Origin of the sequence: Streptomyces sp. NPDC007896 (assembly GCF_042959425.1) — a bacterium.
GTDB lineage: Bacteria > Actinomycetota > Actinomycetes > Streptomycetales > Streptomycetaceae > Streptomyces.
The window spans coordinates 162770-179959 of sequence record NZ_JBIBKX010000003.1; the positions used below are offsets into that span (position 1 = coordinate 162770).

Here is a 17190-nt window from a genome sequence, read left to right on the forward strand (position 1 = left end):
TGTCCGCGGTCGAGTCTGAGACGGCCGTGTGCCGGGCTGCGGTTCCATGATCCCTTCGTGGACTGCGGCTCAGGCGCGGGGTCGGACCAGTCCCGCGTCGTAGGCCATGATCACGGCCTGGACGCGGTCGCGTGCGCCGAGTTTGGCGAGGACGCGGCCGACGTGCTTCTTGACCGTGGACTTGGTCAGGACGAGGTGTTCGGCGATCTCGGTGTTGGTCCAGCCCTTGGCGATGGCGAGCAGGACCTCGTGCTCGCGCTCGCTCAAGGTGCTCACCCGCGGGTCGACTTGGGTGTCGGTGTCACCGGTGGGGGAGAGGACCTGGTGTGCGTAGGCGTCGAGGAGACGCCGGGTGAGGCGGGGTGAGACGACCGCGTCGCCACTCGCTACTGCCCGGACGCCGGCGATGAGTTCCTCCGGGCGGGCCTCCTTGAGAAGGAACCCGCTGGCTCCCGCGCGCAGGCCGGCATGAGCGTACTCGTCGAGGGCGAAGGTGGTGAGTATGAGGACGTGGATGCGGGCGTCGGCGGCCACGATGCGGCGGGTGGCCTCGATGCCGTCCATGCCGGGCATCCGGATGTCCATCAGGACGACCTCGGGGCGCAGTTCGGCGGCCATGCGGACGGCCTCGGCACCATGCGCGGCCTGCCCGACGGGGGTCATGCCGGGTGTGCCCTGCAACAGCATGCGGAACCCAAGGCGCTGAAGGGGCTGGTCGTCGGCGATCAAGACGGTGATCATCGGGCCTGGTCTCCTGGAGTGGCGCGGGAGAAAGCGGAATGTGCTTCTTGGGCACCCGCCGGGCCGAGGGTGACGTCCACGACCCAGCCAGGCCGGTCCGGGCGCGGACCGGCGGTGACGGTGCCGCCGTACAGCGCGGTGCGCTGCCGGATGCCCACGAGGCCGTGGCCGGACGAGCCGGGTGGCACAGCCGGGTGCCGGTCGCTGGGGCACGGTCCTGTGTCGGTGACCCGCACTCGGATGCCGCCCTTCCCGGAGGTCACGGTGGCCTGTGCGGTGGATCCGGGGCCGGCGTGTTTGAAGATGTTGGTCAGCGCTTCCTGGACGATGCGGTAGATCGTCAGCTGTATGCCGCCGCCCAAGTCGCTGAGGTCTCCTTCCGTGCGATACGAGACGCTCAGCCCGGCGGCGCGCACCCGGGCGAGAAGAGTGTCCAGGTCGGCGAGACTCGGCTGCGGGCTGAGTGGTGCGTCCTCCGGCTCGTCGCCCAACATGCCCAGCATGCGGCGCACTTCACCCATGGCCTCACGGCTGGAGTCTCCGATGAGGCGCAGCACCTCGGCGCTCTGCTCGCCCTGACTGGCGGCGAGGGCTGCTGCCCCGTCGGCGAGCCCGACAACGACGGCGAGGTTGTGGCCGACGATGTCGTGCATCTCGCGGGCGACGCGGTTGCGTTCGGCGGCCGCGGTGAGACGTTCACGCTGTTTCCGCTCGATCTCCAGGCGGGCCGCCCGGTCTCGCAGCGCGGCAAGGTACACACGCTGCGTCCTCAGGGCCAGGGCCAGGGCGATCGCGGCGATCTCCTGGCTCACCAGGAGCAGCATGCCCGGGGTGGGATCGTCGGACGGCAGCAGGAACCACACCGCGGCGCTCACCTCTGCGAGCACCGCCACGGCCACCCAGCCCAGCAGCCGCAGTGGGCCGTGCAGTGCCAGGTTGTAAAGGGCGGTCAGTAGACATGCCCCAGCCAGCAGCCAGAGGTTGAGAGTCCACGGAACCAGGGCGCTCAGGGTCACGAAGGAGGAGACGGCCACGGGCGCCCGGCGCCGCCACCACAGTGGCAGCACCATCGCGGCGGTGAGGGCGAGCAGCACGCTGAGCGGCAGGTCGGGTCGGGTCGCGTCGAAGGGGCCCCGGTCGCTGCCGAAACAGGCGTCCACCACCGCTGTCGAGGCGACGATCGCCATCACCGCCGAGTCCAGCACCCAGGGGCGATTCCGGTCGGCATGACGCAGTCGGCGCTGGGCGCGCAGTAGGCGGCCGAGGAAGGGATGGGTCCAGGCGGCCTCCAGCCCGGGGGGCGGGGCAAGGCACCAGGATCCGGCGCCCAAGGGGTGCTCGGTCGCCGTCGTCTCCGCTCTCATCGGACGCATGCCCCTGTCACCGCAAGCCTGTCCCACGCCTGCCGGTCAGGCGTCGGTCCTCGCCAGCCGGTACGCGGCCGCAGCGAGCGTCAGCGTCACCCAGACGGCGAACACGGCCAGTCCGGCCCAGGGGCCGAGCGAGTCCGACGCCTCATGGAGGTGGTACGCCGCCTGGCCGGCGTTGTTGGGCAGGTACGGGGTGACGTCGTCGCGGATGGACGCGGGCAGCAACCCGGTCAGACCGGGCACGATGAGGAGCAGGCCGACGAGTACGGCGATGCCGCCCGCGGTGGACCGGAGCAGCGCGCCCAGGGCCACGCCCCACACCCCGACCAGCCCCAGGTAGAGACTGGCGCCGATCAGGGCCCGCAGCACACCGGCGTCGGAGAGGGACATCGAGAGGTCTTCGGTCTTGAGGATCATGCCGCCGAGCTGGAACGTGATCAGGACGCCTCCCATGGCCGCGCCCTGAGCGATCACGCCGAAGATGATGGTCTTCGACCACAGCACGGGAAGCCGCTTGGGTACGGCTGCCAGTGTGGAGCGAATCGTGCCCGAGGTGTACTCGCCGGCCGTGATCAGGACGCCGAGCACGCCGAGGGCGAGCTCGGCGAACGTCACGCCCGTCAGGGACAGGCCCACGAGTCCGTCCTGGATGTCCGGTCCGCTCCCGTCCTGGCCGCCGGGGGTGTAGACGGCCGCGGCGGTCAGTCCGACAGCCACGAGCAGCACCTGGGACAGACCAAGGGCGATCAGAGTGGAGCGCAACGACAGGAACTTGCCGAACTCCGAGCGCACCACCCTGGGGAAGGTGACCTTGTAGTCGGGCCGGGCGGCTTCCCTGGACCCGGTGGCGGGTGCGGTGGTTGTCACGGTCATCAGGCGGCCTTCGTCGTGGTCGCGGCGGGGGCGCTCTGGTACTCCACGGCATCGCTGGTGAGTTCCATGAAGGCCTCCTCCAACGACATCGTCTGTGAGGTGAGTTCGTAGAGCGGTATCCCGTGCTGCAGGGCCAGCGCGCCGATGCGGTGAGCGTCCAGGCCCACCACCACCAGCTCCTCGGCGGTGGCGGAGGTGAGGGTGACGTCCGGGCCGGACAGCACCGCCCGCAGCCGCTCCGGTTGGGTACTCGCGACCTTCACGCCCCTGCCTCCGGCCTGCTGGATGAAGGCATCGACTGTCGTGTCGGTGAGCAACCGACCGCGCCCGATGATCACCAGATGCTCGGCGATCAGCGCGGTCTCGCTCATCAGGTGGGAGGAGAGCATGACCGTACGGCCCTCGCCAGCCAACCGGGACAGGAGGTTGCGCACCCACAACACCCCTTCCGGATCGAGCCCGTTGACCGGCTCGTCCAGCATGACGATCTCCGGGTCGCCGAGGAGCGCCGCCGCGATGCCGAGCCGTTGACCCATGCCCAGCGAGAAGGCACCGGCCCGTTTGTGGGCGACGCTCTGCAGGCCGGCCAGTTCGATGACCTCGTCGACGCGGCTGCGGGGGATGCCGTGTGTGCGGGCCAGGGCCGTGAGATGGGCGAAGGCACTGCGCCCGGGGTGGACGGACTTGGCTTCGAGCAGGCTGCCGATCTCCTGCAGGGGGGCGTGGTGCCCCGCGTAGGCCTTGCCGTTGACCGTCACCGATCCGCCGGAGGGCCGGTCGAGACCGATGATCATGCGCATGGTGGTGGACTTCCCGGCGCCGTTCGGGCCTAGGAATCCGGTCACCTGACCGGGCTTGACGGTGAAGGTCAGGTTGTCGACGACGGTCTTGTCCCCGTACCGCTTGGTGAGTTGCTGGACGTCGATCACGGGTGGTTCTCTCCCGCCTGTGGGGCTGTGAGTTCGGCACCCAAGCTATGAGCGCGACCGGACCCGTCTCCGGTTCCGGGGGCGATGTTGGTACCCGGGTACCAGTGCCGCCCGTCGACGGCACCGAGGGCGCGCAGGATCACCACGTCGATGAAGTGATGCATGTAGGCGCCGGCGACAGGGACGTCGTCGACCAGGGAGCGGGTGAGGACCGCAGTGAGCAGTAGACACGGCAGGTGGTACGACGCCGAGTGCCGGTCGGCGAGTTCGCCGCGGTCCACTGCGCGGGCGATCAGGGCGTCGAGTCTCCCGGGGCCGGGCTGCCGTAGCGCGGAGGAGACTTCGGGGTCCGTGTGCAGGGCGCTGACCAGGCCCCGTATCAGGGCCGCGTCTTCGCGCAGCCCGTCCTCGCCACGCCCGTCGATCAAAGCGTGCAGGTCCCCGGCGAGCGAGCCGGTGTCGACGGTGTCGACGTCGAAGGGCGACAGGTGTCGCAAAGCCTCGGTCACCAGCTCCTGCTTGCCGCTGAACCGGCGATACAGACTGGTCTTGCTGCAGTGCGCCCGGGCGGCGACGGCTTCCACGGTCAGGGCGTCGTAGCCGATCTCGCGCAGCAGGTCGATCACCGCCGCGTGCGCACAGGCGGTGAGTTCGGGGTCGAGGCGGCGGCGGAGCGGTACCGGAGGCCTCGTCCTCAGGGGCCTGGCTCGTGCCATGCGGGGGTCCTTCGCAGGGAGGACAGCTTGCGTGCTCAACGCGTCGGTGTCCGGCGGACGGTGGGCACGGCGACGTCGTCGTGCCCACCGTCGTCCCCGGCGAACGTTCGGGCGTCGTCGTAGCGGGCCTGCGCCAGGTCGGTCGGGGAGAGGCCGGCATGGCTCTCCAGCCGTTCGTCGACCGGGTGGAACGCGCCGTCGGCGGCACGTGTCTCCGTGAGGCCATCGGTGGTGAACAGCAGCGTCGACCCGGCCGGGAACGCGAACCACTCCGTCGTCGCGGGCTCGTCCGTGAGCTCGGCGAGACCGAGGGGCACACCGGTGTCCAGCATCGGCGTGACGATGCCACCGTCGTGCACCGGCTGCGGTGGAATGTGCTCGCAGCTGACCACTTGAGCCTCCTTGCCCGTTTCGACACCGATGACGAGGGCGGTGACGAACCGCTCGTCGTCACCCGTCTGTTCGGCGTAGGAGTTGTGCCGCACGACCGCTGCGTCCAGGGCGTCGACGAGCGCTGCCTCATACAGGCGCAGAGGCTGTCGCCTCGTCTCCAGTCCGGGAGGTGCGGCCCACGCCCACTCGATCACCTCCTGGACAGGCCCGCACCACTCCTGGACGAGAGCAGTGAGGATGTCCTCCTTGGCTCTGACGTGGTAGTAGAGCGCGGCTTTGGTCACGCCGAGCCGTTCGGTGATCTCGCGCAGAGCGGTCTTGTCGTATCCCTGCTCGGCGAAGAGTTTCAGGTCCGCCCGCAGGATCTGTCCGCGTGTGGCGTCGCTCGTCATGGACAGTGTCCTTCCGATCTCGAGCGGGCATGCGGTCGCCGGGCCGCGAACGTCGTCAGGCCTTCGTGCCGGAGGAGTCCGCCGCGATGCTGATGCCCAACGGGACGACACCGGCCGACAGGCCCTGCAGGGCGCGTCCGACGAGCATTAGGACCAGCGGGGGAACGACGGGCATCTCGGGTTTCCGGTTCGTGCGGGACTGGTGCCGTACTGATAAGTCAACGAGTTGATTTAAAATATAGCTGGAAATGAGCCCTCGATCAAACCCGGGGATGTCTGAGCTGTGATGACGGCGGTGTTCGTGAGTGGTCAGGGGCCAGGGCGTGAAGTTCTCGTCCGCCGTCTGCAGACACGTGTCGTGCCGGTATGCCACCACGGCCGCAGTAGGGCCCTGCAGGGGGTGGGCGAGGACGTAGGTGACGGCCAGGCTGGTGACATCCCTGGTGGCGCCCAGAGGCGGCAGGGGCAGGGTCTCCGCGATGACTTCGTGGTCGCCCGCTCTGATCACGAGCTGTGTGGTGGGTGCCACGCCGTGCGCGGAGATCGGGACGGCGATGTTCTCGAGGTTGTTGACATCCACGGCGGCCAGGGCCTGGGCGGGCCCGAGACGCAGCGTTTCCAGAACGGCTTGGTCCTCGCGATGGCCTGCCAGGGCAGGATGCCGAGAGCAGGAGGAGTCGGGCAGCTCAGGGCTTCTCTTGTGGACCGGCCTGCGGACCACATCAGCCGTCTGACCAGGCATGTCTCCGACCACTGACGCGGCAGCGGGGGCAGGCGGCCGGTTAGCTGCGAGGGCCGCTCCCGTCGTGGTAGCCGAGTTCGAGGTAGCGGGTGCGGGTGCCCCAGGAGCCGAGGTCAGGAGTGTTGGCCAGGACGTCGTGCCAGGACTGGGCGGCTGGAGTAACCACCGCTCCGGAACCCCCGGCCTTGCCGGGAGCCGCCTTACTGGAAGGGTCCCCTCGTCGTGCGCGGGCAGCGGGTAGCCGGGGCGTCCGGCCGCCCTTGCCGGATTCGGACGGCTTGTATGCGGTGCCCTTGGCGGCGCGGGCGCGGGGCCAAGGGCCGATGGATCGGTGCAAGGGCCTGGCCAGGATGGGCGCGACGAGGTCTGCCGGAGATGTCACCGCATCAGCGGGTGTCCAGGCCGTCCGGGTCCGGAGTGAAGTTGCGGACGACGAGGTCGGGCCGTGACGTGGCCCGTGGGTCGGGGTTCGGCCTCAGCCGCCGTAGTCCGCGGTGCGGGCCCTGCAGTCCGACGGTGCGCATGAGCCGGGGGCAGGCCCAGGAACTCCGTTGACGCGCCTGCTGGGGTGGCATTGCCGCCGTTGGGTTGTGGACCTGGCCCCAGCGAACGCCTCGCACGCGTGATCGCCTAGCGTGCGGCCGTCGAGGTCGCAGCTACGCGCAGCAGGGACAAGCGGGGAGAGCCAGAGGCCACCCTCGGCCGCGCAGCACAACAGGTCACCGCCGGGATGAGGCAGGCGCAGCCAGACCTCCCCGTGTACCGCGACAGTGTCCCGTTTGCTCGGGAAGCCGCCCTCCGCTACAGTTTAAATCAACTCATTGATTTATCCCACGCGTACGAAACGGTTTCGTTTCGCCCGGAGTGAGGATATCTTCATGGTCGTACGAACGAGAAACACGCAGAGTGAGCAGGTGAGAGGCATGACCCGGGTTGTCGCAACGACGCGTCGCAGTCGGATCACGCCCGAGCGTGAGGCCGAGCTGTACGCGGCCGTGCTCGATCTGCTCCGGGAAGTCGGCTACGACGCCCTGACCATGGACGCCGTAGCGGCCCGCACCCGGTCCAGCAAGGCCACGCTCTACCGCCAGTGGGGCGGCAAGGCCGAGCTCGTGGTGCGCGCCATGAAGCACTCCAAGCCGAATCACGACGACATCGACACCGGCTCACTGCGGGGCGACCTGCACGCTTCCGTCAAGCTCGACGACGACTGCACGATCGAGAAGAAGTCGTCGCTGATGCGGGGCGTCGCCATGGCGATGCACGGCAACCCGGATCTGCGCCGCGCCTTGCGGGCGCAGCTCGTCGAGCCGGAGATGAGCGGCTTCAACCTCATGATCCGGCGTGCTATCGACCGGGGCGAGGTCCGCGTGAACTGCCCCGCGCTGGAATTCCTGCTGCACATGATGGTCGGCGGTTTCGCGGCCAAGGCGCTGCTCGACGATGAGCCGCCCACCCAGGAGTTCCTCGTCTCGTACATCGACGCAGTGGTCCTCCCCGCCCTCGGCGTACCCACCACCTGAGCCCTCCCCGCACCCACCTCGCCACCTGACGTCACCGCTCAAGTCGTCGGGACGATCATCCCTGTCTCCCCGCCGGGCTGATCACCCCTGCCCTGCACAACACACGACCTGACCGGGAGACCGCCCTCGTGGCCACGATCCTCTATAAACTCGGCCGGCTCGCCTTCAGGCGACGGCACTTCGTCGCCCTGTTCTGGGTGGCCCTGCTGACCCTTGCCGGGGTCGGCGCGGCCTCCGCGCCCTCTGCCGGGGAGACCTCGTTCTCCATTCCCGGTACCGAAGCCCAGAAGACCTTCGACCTGCTGGACCAGCGCTTCCCGGGTTCGGCCGCCGACGGAGCGACCGCCCGTGTCGTCTTCAAGGCGCCCTCCGGCGAGAAGATGACGGACGCCGACGTCAGGGCAACCGTGGAGAAGACCGTCAAGGAACTGGGCAGCGGTTCCGAGGTCGGCTCCGTCACCGACCCCTACACGTCCCAGGCCGTCAGCAAGGACGGCACCGTCGCGTACGCGACGGTGAAGTACGAGGTCCCCGGCATGGAGCTGGAGGACTCCTCCAGGGACGCCCTGAAGAAGACCGCCGAGGACGCCCGCGACGCCGGCCTGACCGTCGAACTGGGCGGCGACGCCCTCCAGACGGCCGCCGAGGCCGGTATCGGTGAGGTCATCGGCATCGCCGTCGCCGCGCTCGTCCTGGTCATCACCCTGGGCTCCATGGTCGCCGCCGGGCTTCCGCTGCTGACCGCGATCATCGGCGTCGGCATCGGCATGTCGACCATCACCGCCCTGGCGAGCACCCTCGACCTCGGCGCCACCACCGGCACGCTCGCCACGATGATCGGCCTCGCCGTCGGCATCGACTACGCGCTGTTCATCGTCTCCCGCTACCGCAGCGAGCTGGCGGACGGCCGAGACCGCGAGGAGGCGGCCGGACGTGCCGTCGGCACCGCCGGCTCAGCGGTCGTCTTCGCCGGTCTGACGGTGGTCATCGCACTGGCCGGTCTGTCCGTCGTCAACATCCCGATGATGACGAAGATGGGCCTCGCAGCGGCCGGCACGGTCGGCGTCGCCGTTCTCGTCGCCCTGACGATGGTCCCCGCGCTGCTCGGCTACGCCGGCCGCAAGGTCTCCCCCGCAGGGGGGAAGAGCAAGCTGCTCGGCCGCCGCAAGGCCGCGGCGGCCCCGGAGAACACCTCGGTCGAGCCCAAGCCCAACATGGGCACTCGATGGGCGCGGTTCGTGCTCCAGCGCCCCGTCACGGTGCTCCTCGTCGCGGTGGTCGGCCTGGGCACGGCGGCGCTGCCCGTCACCAAGATGGAGCTGGGCATGCCGGACGACGGTTCACAGCCGACGTCCACGACCCAGCGCCAGGCCTACGACCTGCTGTCAGAGGGCTTCGGGCCCGGGTTCAACGGTCCGCTGATGGTCGTCGTCGACGGCAAGGACAGCAAGGACCCCAAGGGCGCGGCCACCGACGTGACCGACGAGATCAAGGGTGTCAAGGGCGTTGTGTCCGTCTCCCCGGCCACCTTCAACAAGGCCGGTGACACCGCGACGATCACTGTCACCACCGATTCCAAGCCCGCGTCCACGCAGACCGAGGATGTGGTGCACGAGATCCGCGGCAAGGCCGCAGGCATCAAGGCCGCCACGGACGCGCAGGTCCTGGTCACCGGCGCCACCGCGGTGAACATCGACATCTCGCAGAAGATGTCCGACGCGCTGCTTCCGTACCTCCTGCTGGTGGTGGGCCTCGCCTTCCTCCTGCTGATCCTGGTCTTCCGCTCGATCCTGGTCCCCTTGAAGGCGGCCCTCGGCTTCCTGCTGTCGGTGCTGGCCGCGCTCGGCGCCGTCGTCGCGGTCTTCCAGTGGGGCTGGCTGTCCGGCCTGCTGGGCATCGACGAGACCGGCCCGATCATGTCGATGACGCCGATCTTCCTGGTCGGTGTGGTCTTCGGCCTGGCCATGGACTACGAGGTCTTCCTGGTGACCCGTATGCGAGAGGCCTACGTCCACGGGGAGCGCCCCGGCGAGGCGGTGGTGACCGGCTTCAAGCACGGTGCCCGGGTCGTCACGGCCGCGGCGATCATCATGGTCGCGGTCTTCGCCGGCTTCATCACCTCCAGCGAGTCGATGGTGAAGATGATGGGCTTCGGCCTCGCCATCGCCGTCTTCTTCGATGCGTTCATCGTGCGCATGGTGATCGTGCCGGCGGTGCTCGCCCTGCTTGGGAAGAAGGCCTGGTGGCTGCCGAAGTGGCTGGACCGGATACTGCCGAACGTCGATGTCGAGGGCGAGGGCCTGAAGGCCCTGTCAGACGCAAAGGACTCGGATCCGGACGAGGACAGGGAGCTGATCCGGGCGTAGGGGAAATGGCCCGGAGGTAGTCACAGCGGCCTCTCGGACCCCAGGGTGTAGGGCGCTACACACCGGGTTCGGGAGGCCGCTCCCTCGTTGCGGTAGGTGCCGGACAGATCGTGGCAGCCGGGCCGGTGCCAGAGCCCGGTGCACCCGTGGCAGCTGGGGGCCTGCTGACCAGCCAGTGCCGCAGGGCGGCAGCCCGTGTCCGACCCGGAGAGGACATCTTCGACGTGCCGGACCATGCCGACGGCAGCTGGCAGCGCACGAGCCCGGTGGACCTGCAGTCCGGTCCGATCGACGCGGTCGCCGTCGCGGTGACACATGAACGCCTCAGTGAGCAGTGCGACGTGACCCTGTACCGGGCGGTCTCCCATTCAGGGCTGCCCACCGCGCGATCAACATCAATGCATTGAAGAATGCATTCTTGCATGCAAGTAGTCTAGGCTGCCCCCATGCCCAAGACCCTCGCGGCAGCAGACCGCGCGTATCTGCACGTCAAGCAGTCGATCCTGTCCGGAGCGTTCGCCGGTGGAGAGCTCGTCAGCGAAGGAGTCGTCGCGGCCGAGCTCGGCATGAGCCGCACCCCGGTGCACGAAGCGTTCCTGCGTCTGGACACGGAGAAGCTCGTGACGCTGCACGCGCGCAAGGGCGCCGCGGTCACCCCCATGCCTCCTCATGAGGCCCGCGACGTCGTGGAGATGCGCGAGGCGATCGAGGCATCGGCGGTTCGTCGTGCTCTCGGCGGCCCAGGGCCCAGCCCGGCCGCTCTGGCCGAGCTCCGGCTTCTTGTCGACAGGCAGAGCAGGCTTGCCGCCGACAGCGACATCGAGGCGTTCGCCGAGTGTGACGCGGAGTTCCACGGTGCGCTCATCCGAGCCTCGGGAAACGCAATCGCTTCCCAGATGTACAACCTGCTGCGCGATCGTCAGCTGCGGCTGCGGCTTCAGCTCCTTCACATCCGCCCCGAGCACCTGTCTCCGGGAGCGCAGGAACACGTGGCGTTGCTCGATGCCTTCGAGGCCGGTGACGCGGACACGTACTGCGCCTTGCTGCACACCCACCTCAGCTACTACCTCGGCACACGCTAGTCCGATCCCAGAACTCCGTAGATCAGGAGACCGCAGTGCCGAAACTGTCCGAGAACGCGCTGTCCATACCGCCGTCCGGCATCCGGCGCATCTATGAGATCGCCGCTCAACTCGACGACATCATTCCGCTCAGCATCGGTGAGCCCGAACTGCCCGTCGCCCGGCACATTCTCGACGCCGGCACGCGGGCATGGAACGACGATGTCACGAACTACACCCCCAACGACGGCCTCGCGCTCCTGCGTACGGCGATCGCCACCAAACTGCGCCGTGACAACCTTTACTCCGTCTCCGGCGACCAGGTCCACGTCACCGCCGGCGGCGCCCAAGCGCTCCACATGGCCATGTCGCTGACACTCGCCCCTGGCGACGAGATCCTGATCCCCGACCCGGGCTATGCCACGTTCGCCATGACACCACGCCTGGTCGGCGCGGTCCCTGTTCCCTATTCGCTCACACCGGACAGCGGATTTCAGCCCGACCTCGCGCAACTGGACCAGCTCATCACCAGACGTACCAGGGTCCTGCTCATCAACAGTCCCTCGAACCCGCTCGGCGTCGTCTATGGGCCGGAGCTGCTGCGCGAACTGCTGGCCTTCGCCGCCCGCCACGGCCTGTGGGTCATCAGTGACGAGGTGTATGAGTACTTCACCTACGACAGCCCGTACGTGAGCCTTGCGAGCCTGGACAGCGACGACCGGGTCTTCGGCGTCTACTCACTGTCCAAGACGTACGCCCTCACCGGCGCGCGGGTTGGCTACCTCGTGACGCCAACCGGTATCGCGGACACCTTCCGTGCTGCGCAGGAGTCCATCGTGAGCTGCGTGAACACACCTGCTCAGCTGGCTGCGGTCGCCGCCCTGGAAGGCGACCAGAGCCACGTGGCCGCAGCCCGCGAGCGCTACAGGGGGAACATCAAGGCAGCGTCTGCCCTACTCGACGATCAGGGCATCCGCTACCAGAGGCCAGCAGGCGCGTTCTACCTGTGGATCAATGTCTCCCACGCCAGCGATGGGAATGTCTCGGCCTGGGCGGAGAAGTTCCTCATCGAGCAGCGCGTCGCGGTGGCTCCGGGTGTGGCGTTCGGCGCGGCGGGTGAGGGATGGATACGTGTCTGCGTCGCCGGGAAGATCGATCCGCTTTTGACGGCCCTTGGCCGCCTCCCGCGCCCTTGAACGGTCAGGTCCGCAGTGGGCGGTCGGGACGCGGTTATCGTGCTCGGACCCGATGGCGCTGACGGTGAGCACGCCGAGCGGGGTGTATGAGCGGGTCGTCCCGGACGCGACGGCCTTGCGCCACCACGACCCGCGGGACGCGGTCTCGGAGACAGCCGTCCAGGATGCGGCCGCGACCTGGGGCTGCCCGATTTACCGGATCACGCAAGGATCGGGTGGTCCCGGCCGTATCGGCCTGACTCTTACTTATGGCTGACCCGGTGGATGTCCTGGCGTTGATCTGTCGACCGCCCGGCCGGGCACGCAGCAAGCACTGCGGGCCCGTGCCGACCCGGCACCCTGGACGCTACGGCTGCAGATCGAGCGTCTGGGCTCGATGTCGCTCCCCCATGTGACGTCCATCGCATGGTGAGCAGATAGTAGGTCGCCCTAGTATCGGTGATGCTCGGACGGGACCGGCAACCCCCGTGGCGGGACGCTCCGCACGGGGCGCGAGATGGGATGCACACATGGCAGAGCCCGAGAAGATCGTCGTCCTCGACGGGGCCAGGACCCCGGTCGGAAGCTTCGGCGGGGTGTTCAAGGACGTACCCGGCTTCGAACTCGGCGCGACCGCCTCGCAGGAGGCACTGAAACGCGCAGGCGTCGCCGCGGAGGACATCGGCGAGGTCGTGATGGGCTGCATCGGCCAGGTCGGACCGGACGCCTACAACGCTCGCCGGGTCGCGATCACCGCCGGACTGCCGAAGAACGTGCCCGCATACACGGTGAACCGGCTCTGCGGCAGTGGCCTGCAAGCGATCTGGTCCGCGGCGATGCAGATGCGCTGGGCCGGCCTGGACTTCGCCCTCGCCGGCGGGAACGAGTCGATGACCCGGATGCCGTTCTACGACTTCGGGGCGCGCACGGGCTACAAACTGGGCGATCGCGCACTGGTGGACGGTACGGTCATGATGCTGACCGACCCGTTCCAAGGTGTCCACATGGGTCTCACGGCGGAGAACGTGGCCGAGAAGTACGGCGTCTCGCGCGAGCAGCAGGACGAGTTCGCCATGGAGTCCCAGCGGCGTGCGGCGACTGACGCGGCACGGGCGGCGTTCGCCGAGGAGATCGTGGCGGTGGAGGTGGGCGGCCGGAAGCCGTTCACGGTCCGCGAGGACGAGCACCCCAAGCCCGGGACCACCATGGAGGCGTTGGCCGGGCTGCGTCCCGCGTTCGCCAAGAACGGCACCGTCACGGCGGGCAACGCCTCGGGCATCAACGACGGAGGCGCCGCGGTGGTATTGGCGCGGGAGTCGGTGGCCAGGGAGCGCGGGCTGACCGGCCTGGTGTCGCTGGAGGCGGTGGCGACCGCTGCGATGGAGCCCGAACTCATGGGATATGCGCCGGTGTTGGCCCTGCAGAAGCTGTTCGCGCAGACCGGTACGACGCCCCGGGACATCGACACGGTCGAACTCAACGAGGCGTTCGCCTCCCAGGCGGTGGCAGTCGTCCGCGATGCCGGGCTGAACCCCGAGCGGACCAATCCGTACGGCGGTGCCATCGCCCTGGGCCACCCAGTGGGCGCGACCGGCGCGATCCTGTCCCTCCGGGTGGCCAAGGACCTGGTCCGCAGGGACCTCGAACTCGGCGTCGTCACGATGTGCATCGGCGGGGGACAGGCGCTGGCCGCGCTCTTCCGAAGGGTGCGGTGAGTTACGCGTACGACTACGAGCCGTCGTAGGGGTAGAAGCCTCGGCCGCTCTTTCGGCCGAGGTGGCCGGCGGCGACCATGCGACGCAGCAGCGCGGGCGGCGCGTACAGCGGTTCCTTGAACTCCTCGTACATGGACTCGGCCACCGCCTGCGCGGTATCGAGGCCGATCAGGTCGAGCAGACGCAGCGGTCCCATGGGATGGGCGCAACCGAGTTCCATGCCCTGGTCGATGTCCTCGGGGCGGGCGGCGCCCGACTCGACCATCCGTACCGCGCTGAGCAGGTAGGGCACGAGCAGGGCGTTGACGACGAAGCCGGAGCGGTCGGGCGCTTGGACGGCCTGCTTGCCGAGCTGTTCGGCGAAGGCGCGGGTGCGTTGCAGCGTGTCCTGGTTTGTGGTGAGGGCGGGGATGACCTCCACGAGTTGCTGCACGGGCACGGGGTTGAAGAAGTGCATGCCGACGACCTGGCCGGGCCGTTCGGTGGCAACGGCGAGATCGACGACAGGGATGGAGGATGTGTTGGTGGCCAGGACTGCCGCCGGGTCCTCCACCGCCTTGTCCAGGGCGCGCAGGACGTCGGTCTTGATGTCGCGGTTCTCGGCGACCGCCTCGACGACGAACTGACGGTCGGCCAGATCGCTCAGATCGTGGGTGAACGAGAGCCGGGCGAGGGTCTGGTCCCGCTCCTCCTCGCTGAGCTTGCCACGCCGCACGCCTCGATCGAGCGAGGCGGTGAGGCGTCGCCGGCCTGTCGCCGCCGCGTCGGGGGTGGCTTCGGCGACCCGGACGTCGAGGCCGCGTCGGGCGGCTACTTCGGCGATGCCGGAGCCCATGAGCCCACAACCGACGACGCCGAGACGGGCGATGGAGTCCATGTGAAGTCCTATCCGATCGGTGGTCGTGGTCAGACATCGCGGCGGTACCGGCCGCCGACCCACAACGGTCAGGAGAGCTGACGAGCCAGATACTAGGACGTCCTAGTAAGTGGCAGAAGGTGATCGTTGTGTGACTAGAAGCACAGACCGGATGGGCGGTCGGCGGCCGAGTGTGGGCTTGCTCTGCGGTGCGGGCGCGAAGAGCGGTTGATGTGCGTTGACGGTAACTAATCTGTATACCTATAGTCGGAATGCGGCGTAATGTATTGCAGGGGTGACATGATCGTCGAGGGGTGAGTAGGAGCATGGGTAGCTCGGCCGACGAGACCACACGGGTACTTCCGGTGGCGCACGGGGAGTGGCTGGTGTCGGGTGTCACCCTGACCCGCCTGGAGCCGGGCGGAGCCAACGGGCCCGACGATGTGGTGCTGTCGGAGGTCGTCGGTGGGCTGGTGTGGCAGGACCTGTGGTACCTGGGTGCAGGCGACGATGCCTTCCGGATGTGCATCCCCGACATGAGGATGCCCGTCAACCAGATCTGGCCGCTGTACCGGCACGACGACTAGATGTTCATTACGCCGCTCGATGGTTCGGCGCTCGTCGGCGACTGGCTGATGAGGCCGGGAGACGTCCTCGTCACTGCGCCGTTCGTCGAATACGGACCCTTGGTGATCGGACCCCGGGGTTGCCAGTTGCTGGAGATCTTCTCTCGGAACACGAAGGGGGGTGGCTACGCACGTGAGTACCACGACCACCCAACCCTGGTCGGTCCCGGCCGGCTCATGTACCGCCCCGGCATCTACACATACGGCCCGGCCGGTGCCTTCAATTTCGGCGCCCGGCCTCCGGGTTCGGAGCGGAACGAGGGAAACCAGACGACGCGGATCGAAGGGACGCCCGGGCTCTTCAAGGGCAGCCTGGTCAAGGGCGGACGCTGGGATCTCGGCTCGATCGACGACGCGGAGCGTGGTGTCGCGCTCGGCACCCGGCTTGCGCCCGGTGAGGTGATTCCCTCCCACCGACTCCGCGACTGGCGCTGGTCGTTGGTGACGGGCGGGGACTTGGCTCTGGGCGGTCGGCGCCTGTCGGTCGACGGCATCGTGATCACCGAACCACACGTCGGCGTACCCGAGACGGTGGCTGGAGCCCAGGGTGCTCAGCTCCTGGAGCTCTGCCGTACGGCGGTATCGGAATCGCGCGGTGAACGAGATTGAGGAGATCCATGGTGCATTGGGGCTCAGGGAGGCGGTTCTCCCTGGTTGTCGACGAGGATGCCGCCCGTCTCGACGCGATGCGACGCGCCGTTGAGGCACACGCCTTCGACCCCGAGGTGTTCCTGGTCGACGTGCCCGAGGGGTGCTCCGCCGTCTCCTTCGTGCAGAGCGTGTTCGTGCGTCCGCACTCGCGTCGGCACACCGTGGTCCTCGTGCGGGCCGGCGCGGAGAGCTGGACTACCGCGGCACTGCTCACCGTGGTTCGTCATGGAGGGGACTACGACCGCGTCGACGTCGCGGTCACGGCCGAGGGGCGGTCGGACATGCTGCCGGTACTGATCACGGACTTCCCGGAGCTGCGGCTGGTGCTCCCTCGCACACACCCCTGTGCGGTAGTCGCCGAGCTCATCGAAGCGAGGCTGGAGAGCGCTCGGTCGGCGTGACCTCGGGCGCAGACGCTAGGCTAGCGAAGTATCCAAGGTCCGAACGTCGGAGGGACAAGGCTCCATGGCAAGCGGCGACAACCGCGGGACCCGCAAGGCCGCTCGTGGAACGGACGCCGCGACCACCGGCCGCTCGGCCACGAGCGCGCGGATCGCCGATGCGTTGGGGCAGGTGTACGACCTCGACTCCGCCGGTACGGAACGGCTGATCGTCGCAGGCCTGCTCCTGCGCGTGCGCGACCTGCTGCTGCGCGAACTTGACAGTGTGCTCAGCGAACTGGGGACCTCGCACGCCAAGTACCAGGTGTTGTCGATCGTGTGCCCGGAGCCCGACGGCGTGCAGCTCTCCGAGATCGCGGCGCGGGCCTCGGTTCATTCGACCACCATGACGGCCACCATCGACCGCCTCGTGCGGGGCGGCCTGATCGAACGGCGTGCCGACCCGAACGACCGGCGCCGCATCCTGGCGGTCGCCACGCGAGATGGACACAACCTCTACCGGCGCGCACACGCCGAGCTCGCGGCGATCGAGTACGGGCTCTCCGACGTCGATTCCGACGTCATCAAGGGCCTCCTGGAGGGGTTGGACAACGTCGCCCTCACGTTCGAGCGCGAGGACGCCAAGTCCGAATAGCCGCGCACGAACCTGGCCTGCGCCAC

General features: G+C 68.6%; 19 protein-coding genes and 2 pseudogenes. 10 read left to right on the forward strand and 11 right to left on the reverse strand.

Going from position 1 to position 17190, the window contains the following annotated elements:
- Positions 1-69: 69 nt before the first annotated feature.
- The 10 genes and pseudogenes from ACFZDJ_RS11900 to ACFZDJ_RS11945 form a co-directional block, all read right to left on the reverse strand.
- Complete coding sequence (locus ACFZDJ_RS11900) at positions 70-741, reverse strand: response regulator (protein ID WP_390931123.1); 672 nt, start codon at positions 739-741, stop codon at positions 70-72.
- A complete protein-coding gene (locus ACFZDJ_RS11905; RefSeq protein ID WP_391058109.1) occupies positions 738-2114 on the reverse strand; it encodes a histidine kinase in 1377 nt (458 codons plus the stop codon). The genes ACFZDJ_RS11900 and ACFZDJ_RS11905 overlap by 4 nt, the downstream gene beginning before the upstream one ends.
- 36 nt (positions 2115-2150) lie before the next feature.
- Positions 2151-2984, reverse strand: coding sequence for an ABC transporter permease (locus tag ACFZDJ_RS11910; protein ID WP_391058112.1), 834 nt, complete (start codon positions 2982-2984; stop codon positions 2151-2153).
- Entirely contained in the window at positions 2984-3913 is a 930-nt protein-coding gene (locus ACFZDJ_RS11915; RefSeq protein WP_390931128.1) for an ATP-binding cassette domain-containing protein, read from the reverse strand. The genes ACFZDJ_RS11910 and ACFZDJ_RS11915 overlap by 1 nt, the downstream gene beginning before the upstream one ends.
- The gene (locus ACFZDJ_RS11920; protein ID WP_391058115.1) at positions 3910-4629 is read right to left on the reverse strand and encodes a TetR/AcrR family transcriptional regulator C-terminal ligand-binding domain-containing protein; all 720 of its coding nucleotides are present in this window, start codon (positions 4627-4629) and stop codon (positions 3910-3912) included. Before ACFZDJ_RS11920 ends, ACFZDJ_RS11915 begins: the two co-directional genes overlap by 4 nt.
- 35 nt (positions 4630-4664) lie before the next feature.
- Positions 4665-5144, reverse strand: a pseudogene (locus ACFZDJ_RS11925) (PP2C family protein-serine/threonine phosphatase); the annotation flags it as partial.
- A gap of 162 nt (positions 5145-5306) precedes the next feature.
- Positions 5307-5414 (reverse strand): annotated as a pseudogene (locus ACFZDJ_RS11930) (TetR family transcriptional regulator); the annotation flags it as partial.
- 55 nt (positions 5415-5469) lie between these two features.
- Positions 5470-6156, reverse strand: coding sequence for a hypothetical protein (locus ACFZDJ_RS11935; protein WP_391058118.1), 687 nt, complete (start codon positions 6154-6156; stop codon positions 5470-5472).
- 40 nt (positions 6157-6196) lie between these two features.
- Positions 6197-6322, reverse strand: a complete 126-nt coding sequence (locus ACFZDJ_RS11940) for a hypothetical protein (RefSeq protein WP_390931134.1) — start codon at positions 6320-6322, stop codon at positions 6197-6199.
- 220 nt (positions 6323-6542) lie between these two features.
- Entirely contained in the window at positions 6543-6680 is a 138-nt protein-coding gene (locus ACFZDJ_RS11945; RefSeq protein ID WP_390931136.1) for a hypothetical protein, read from the reverse strand.
- Between the two features lie 399 nt (positions 6681-7079).
- Here ACFZDJ_RS11945 and ACFZDJ_RS11950 point away from each other — a divergent pair, with 399 nt between their 5' ends.
- The 6 genes from ACFZDJ_RS11950 to ACFZDJ_RS11975 all read left to right on the forward strand — a co-directional run bounded on the left by ACFZDJ_RS11950 (position 7080) and on the right by ACFZDJ_RS11975 (position 13996).
- Positions 7080-7679 carry a TetR/AcrR family transcriptional regulator C-terminal ligand-binding domain-containing protein gene (locus ACFZDJ_RS11950; protein WP_390931138.1) on the forward strand — a complete coding sequence of 200 codons (600 nt, stop codon included), beginning with the start codon at positions 7080-7082 and terminating at the stop codon, positions 7677-7679.
- Positions 7680-7807: 128 nt separating this feature from the next.
- Complete coding sequence (locus tag ACFZDJ_RS11955) at positions 7808-10045, forward strand: MMPL family transporter (RefSeq protein WP_391058121.1); 2238 nt, start codon at positions 7808-7810, stop codon at positions 10043-10045.
- A 146-nt stretch (positions 10046-10191) separates the two neighbouring features.
- A complete protein-coding gene (locus ACFZDJ_RS11960) occupies positions 10192-10452 on the forward strand; it encodes a hypothetical protein (RefSeq protein WP_391058124.1) in 261 nt (86 codons plus the stop codon).
- Positions 10453-10491: 39 nt separating this feature from the next.
- Positions 10492-11127 carry an FCD domain-containing protein gene (locus ACFZDJ_RS11965; protein ID WP_390931140.1) on the forward strand — a complete coding sequence of 212 codons (636 nt, stop codon included), beginning with the start codon at positions 10492-10494 and terminating at the stop codon, positions 11125-11127.
- Positions 11128-11162: 35 nt separating this feature from the next.
- Positions 11163-12302 carry an aminotransferase class I/II-fold pyridoxal phosphate-dependent enzyme gene (locus ACFZDJ_RS11970; RefSeq protein WP_391058127.1) on the forward strand — a complete coding sequence of 380 codons (1140 nt, stop codon included), beginning with the start codon at positions 11163-11165 and terminating at the stop codon, positions 12300-12302.
- Between the two features lie 509 nt (positions 12303-12811).
- Entirely contained in the window at positions 12812-13996 is a 1185-nt protein-coding gene (locus tag ACFZDJ_RS11975; protein ID WP_391058130.1) for an acetyl-CoA C-acyltransferase, read from the forward strand.
- Positions 13997-14009: 13 nt separating this feature from the next.
- Here the strand turns inward: ACFZDJ_RS11975 and ACFZDJ_RS11980 are convergent, their stop codons facing one another.
- Positions 14010-14873 (reverse strand): 3-hydroxybutyryl-CoA dehydrogenase, encoded by an 864-nt coding sequence (locus ACFZDJ_RS11980; RefSeq protein ID WP_390931145.1) that lies wholly within the window; start codon positions 14871-14873, stop codon positions 14010-14012.
- Between the two features lie 305 nt (positions 14874-15178).
- On the opposite strand from ACFZDJ_RS11980, the gene ACFZDJ_RS11985 reads away from it, so the two are divergent.
- From ACFZDJ_RS11985 to ACFZDJ_RS12000, 4 genes are all read left to right on the forward strand, one after another.
- Positions 15179-15439, forward strand: coding sequence for a hypothetical protein (locus ACFZDJ_RS11985; RefSeq protein ID WP_391058132.1), 261 nt, complete (start codon positions 15179-15181; stop codon positions 15437-15439).
- Entirely contained in the window at positions 15440-16087 is a 648-nt protein-coding gene (locus tag ACFZDJ_RS11990) for a hypothetical protein (RefSeq protein ID WP_391058135.1), read from the forward strand.
- Between the two features lie 8 nt (positions 16088-16095).
- Positions 16096-16530 (forward strand): hypothetical protein, encoded by a 435-nt coding sequence (locus ACFZDJ_RS11995; protein ID WP_391058137.1) that lies wholly within the window; start codon positions 16096-16098, stop codon positions 16528-16530.
- 64 nt (positions 16531-16594) lie between these two features.
- Positions 16595-17164: a MarR family transcriptional regulator gene (locus ACFZDJ_RS12000; protein ID WP_390931152.1), complete on the forward strand. Its 570-nt coding sequence runs from the start codon at positions 16595-16597 to the stop codon at positions 17162-17164.
- The last annotated feature ends 26 nt before the right edge of the window (positions 17165-17190 follow it).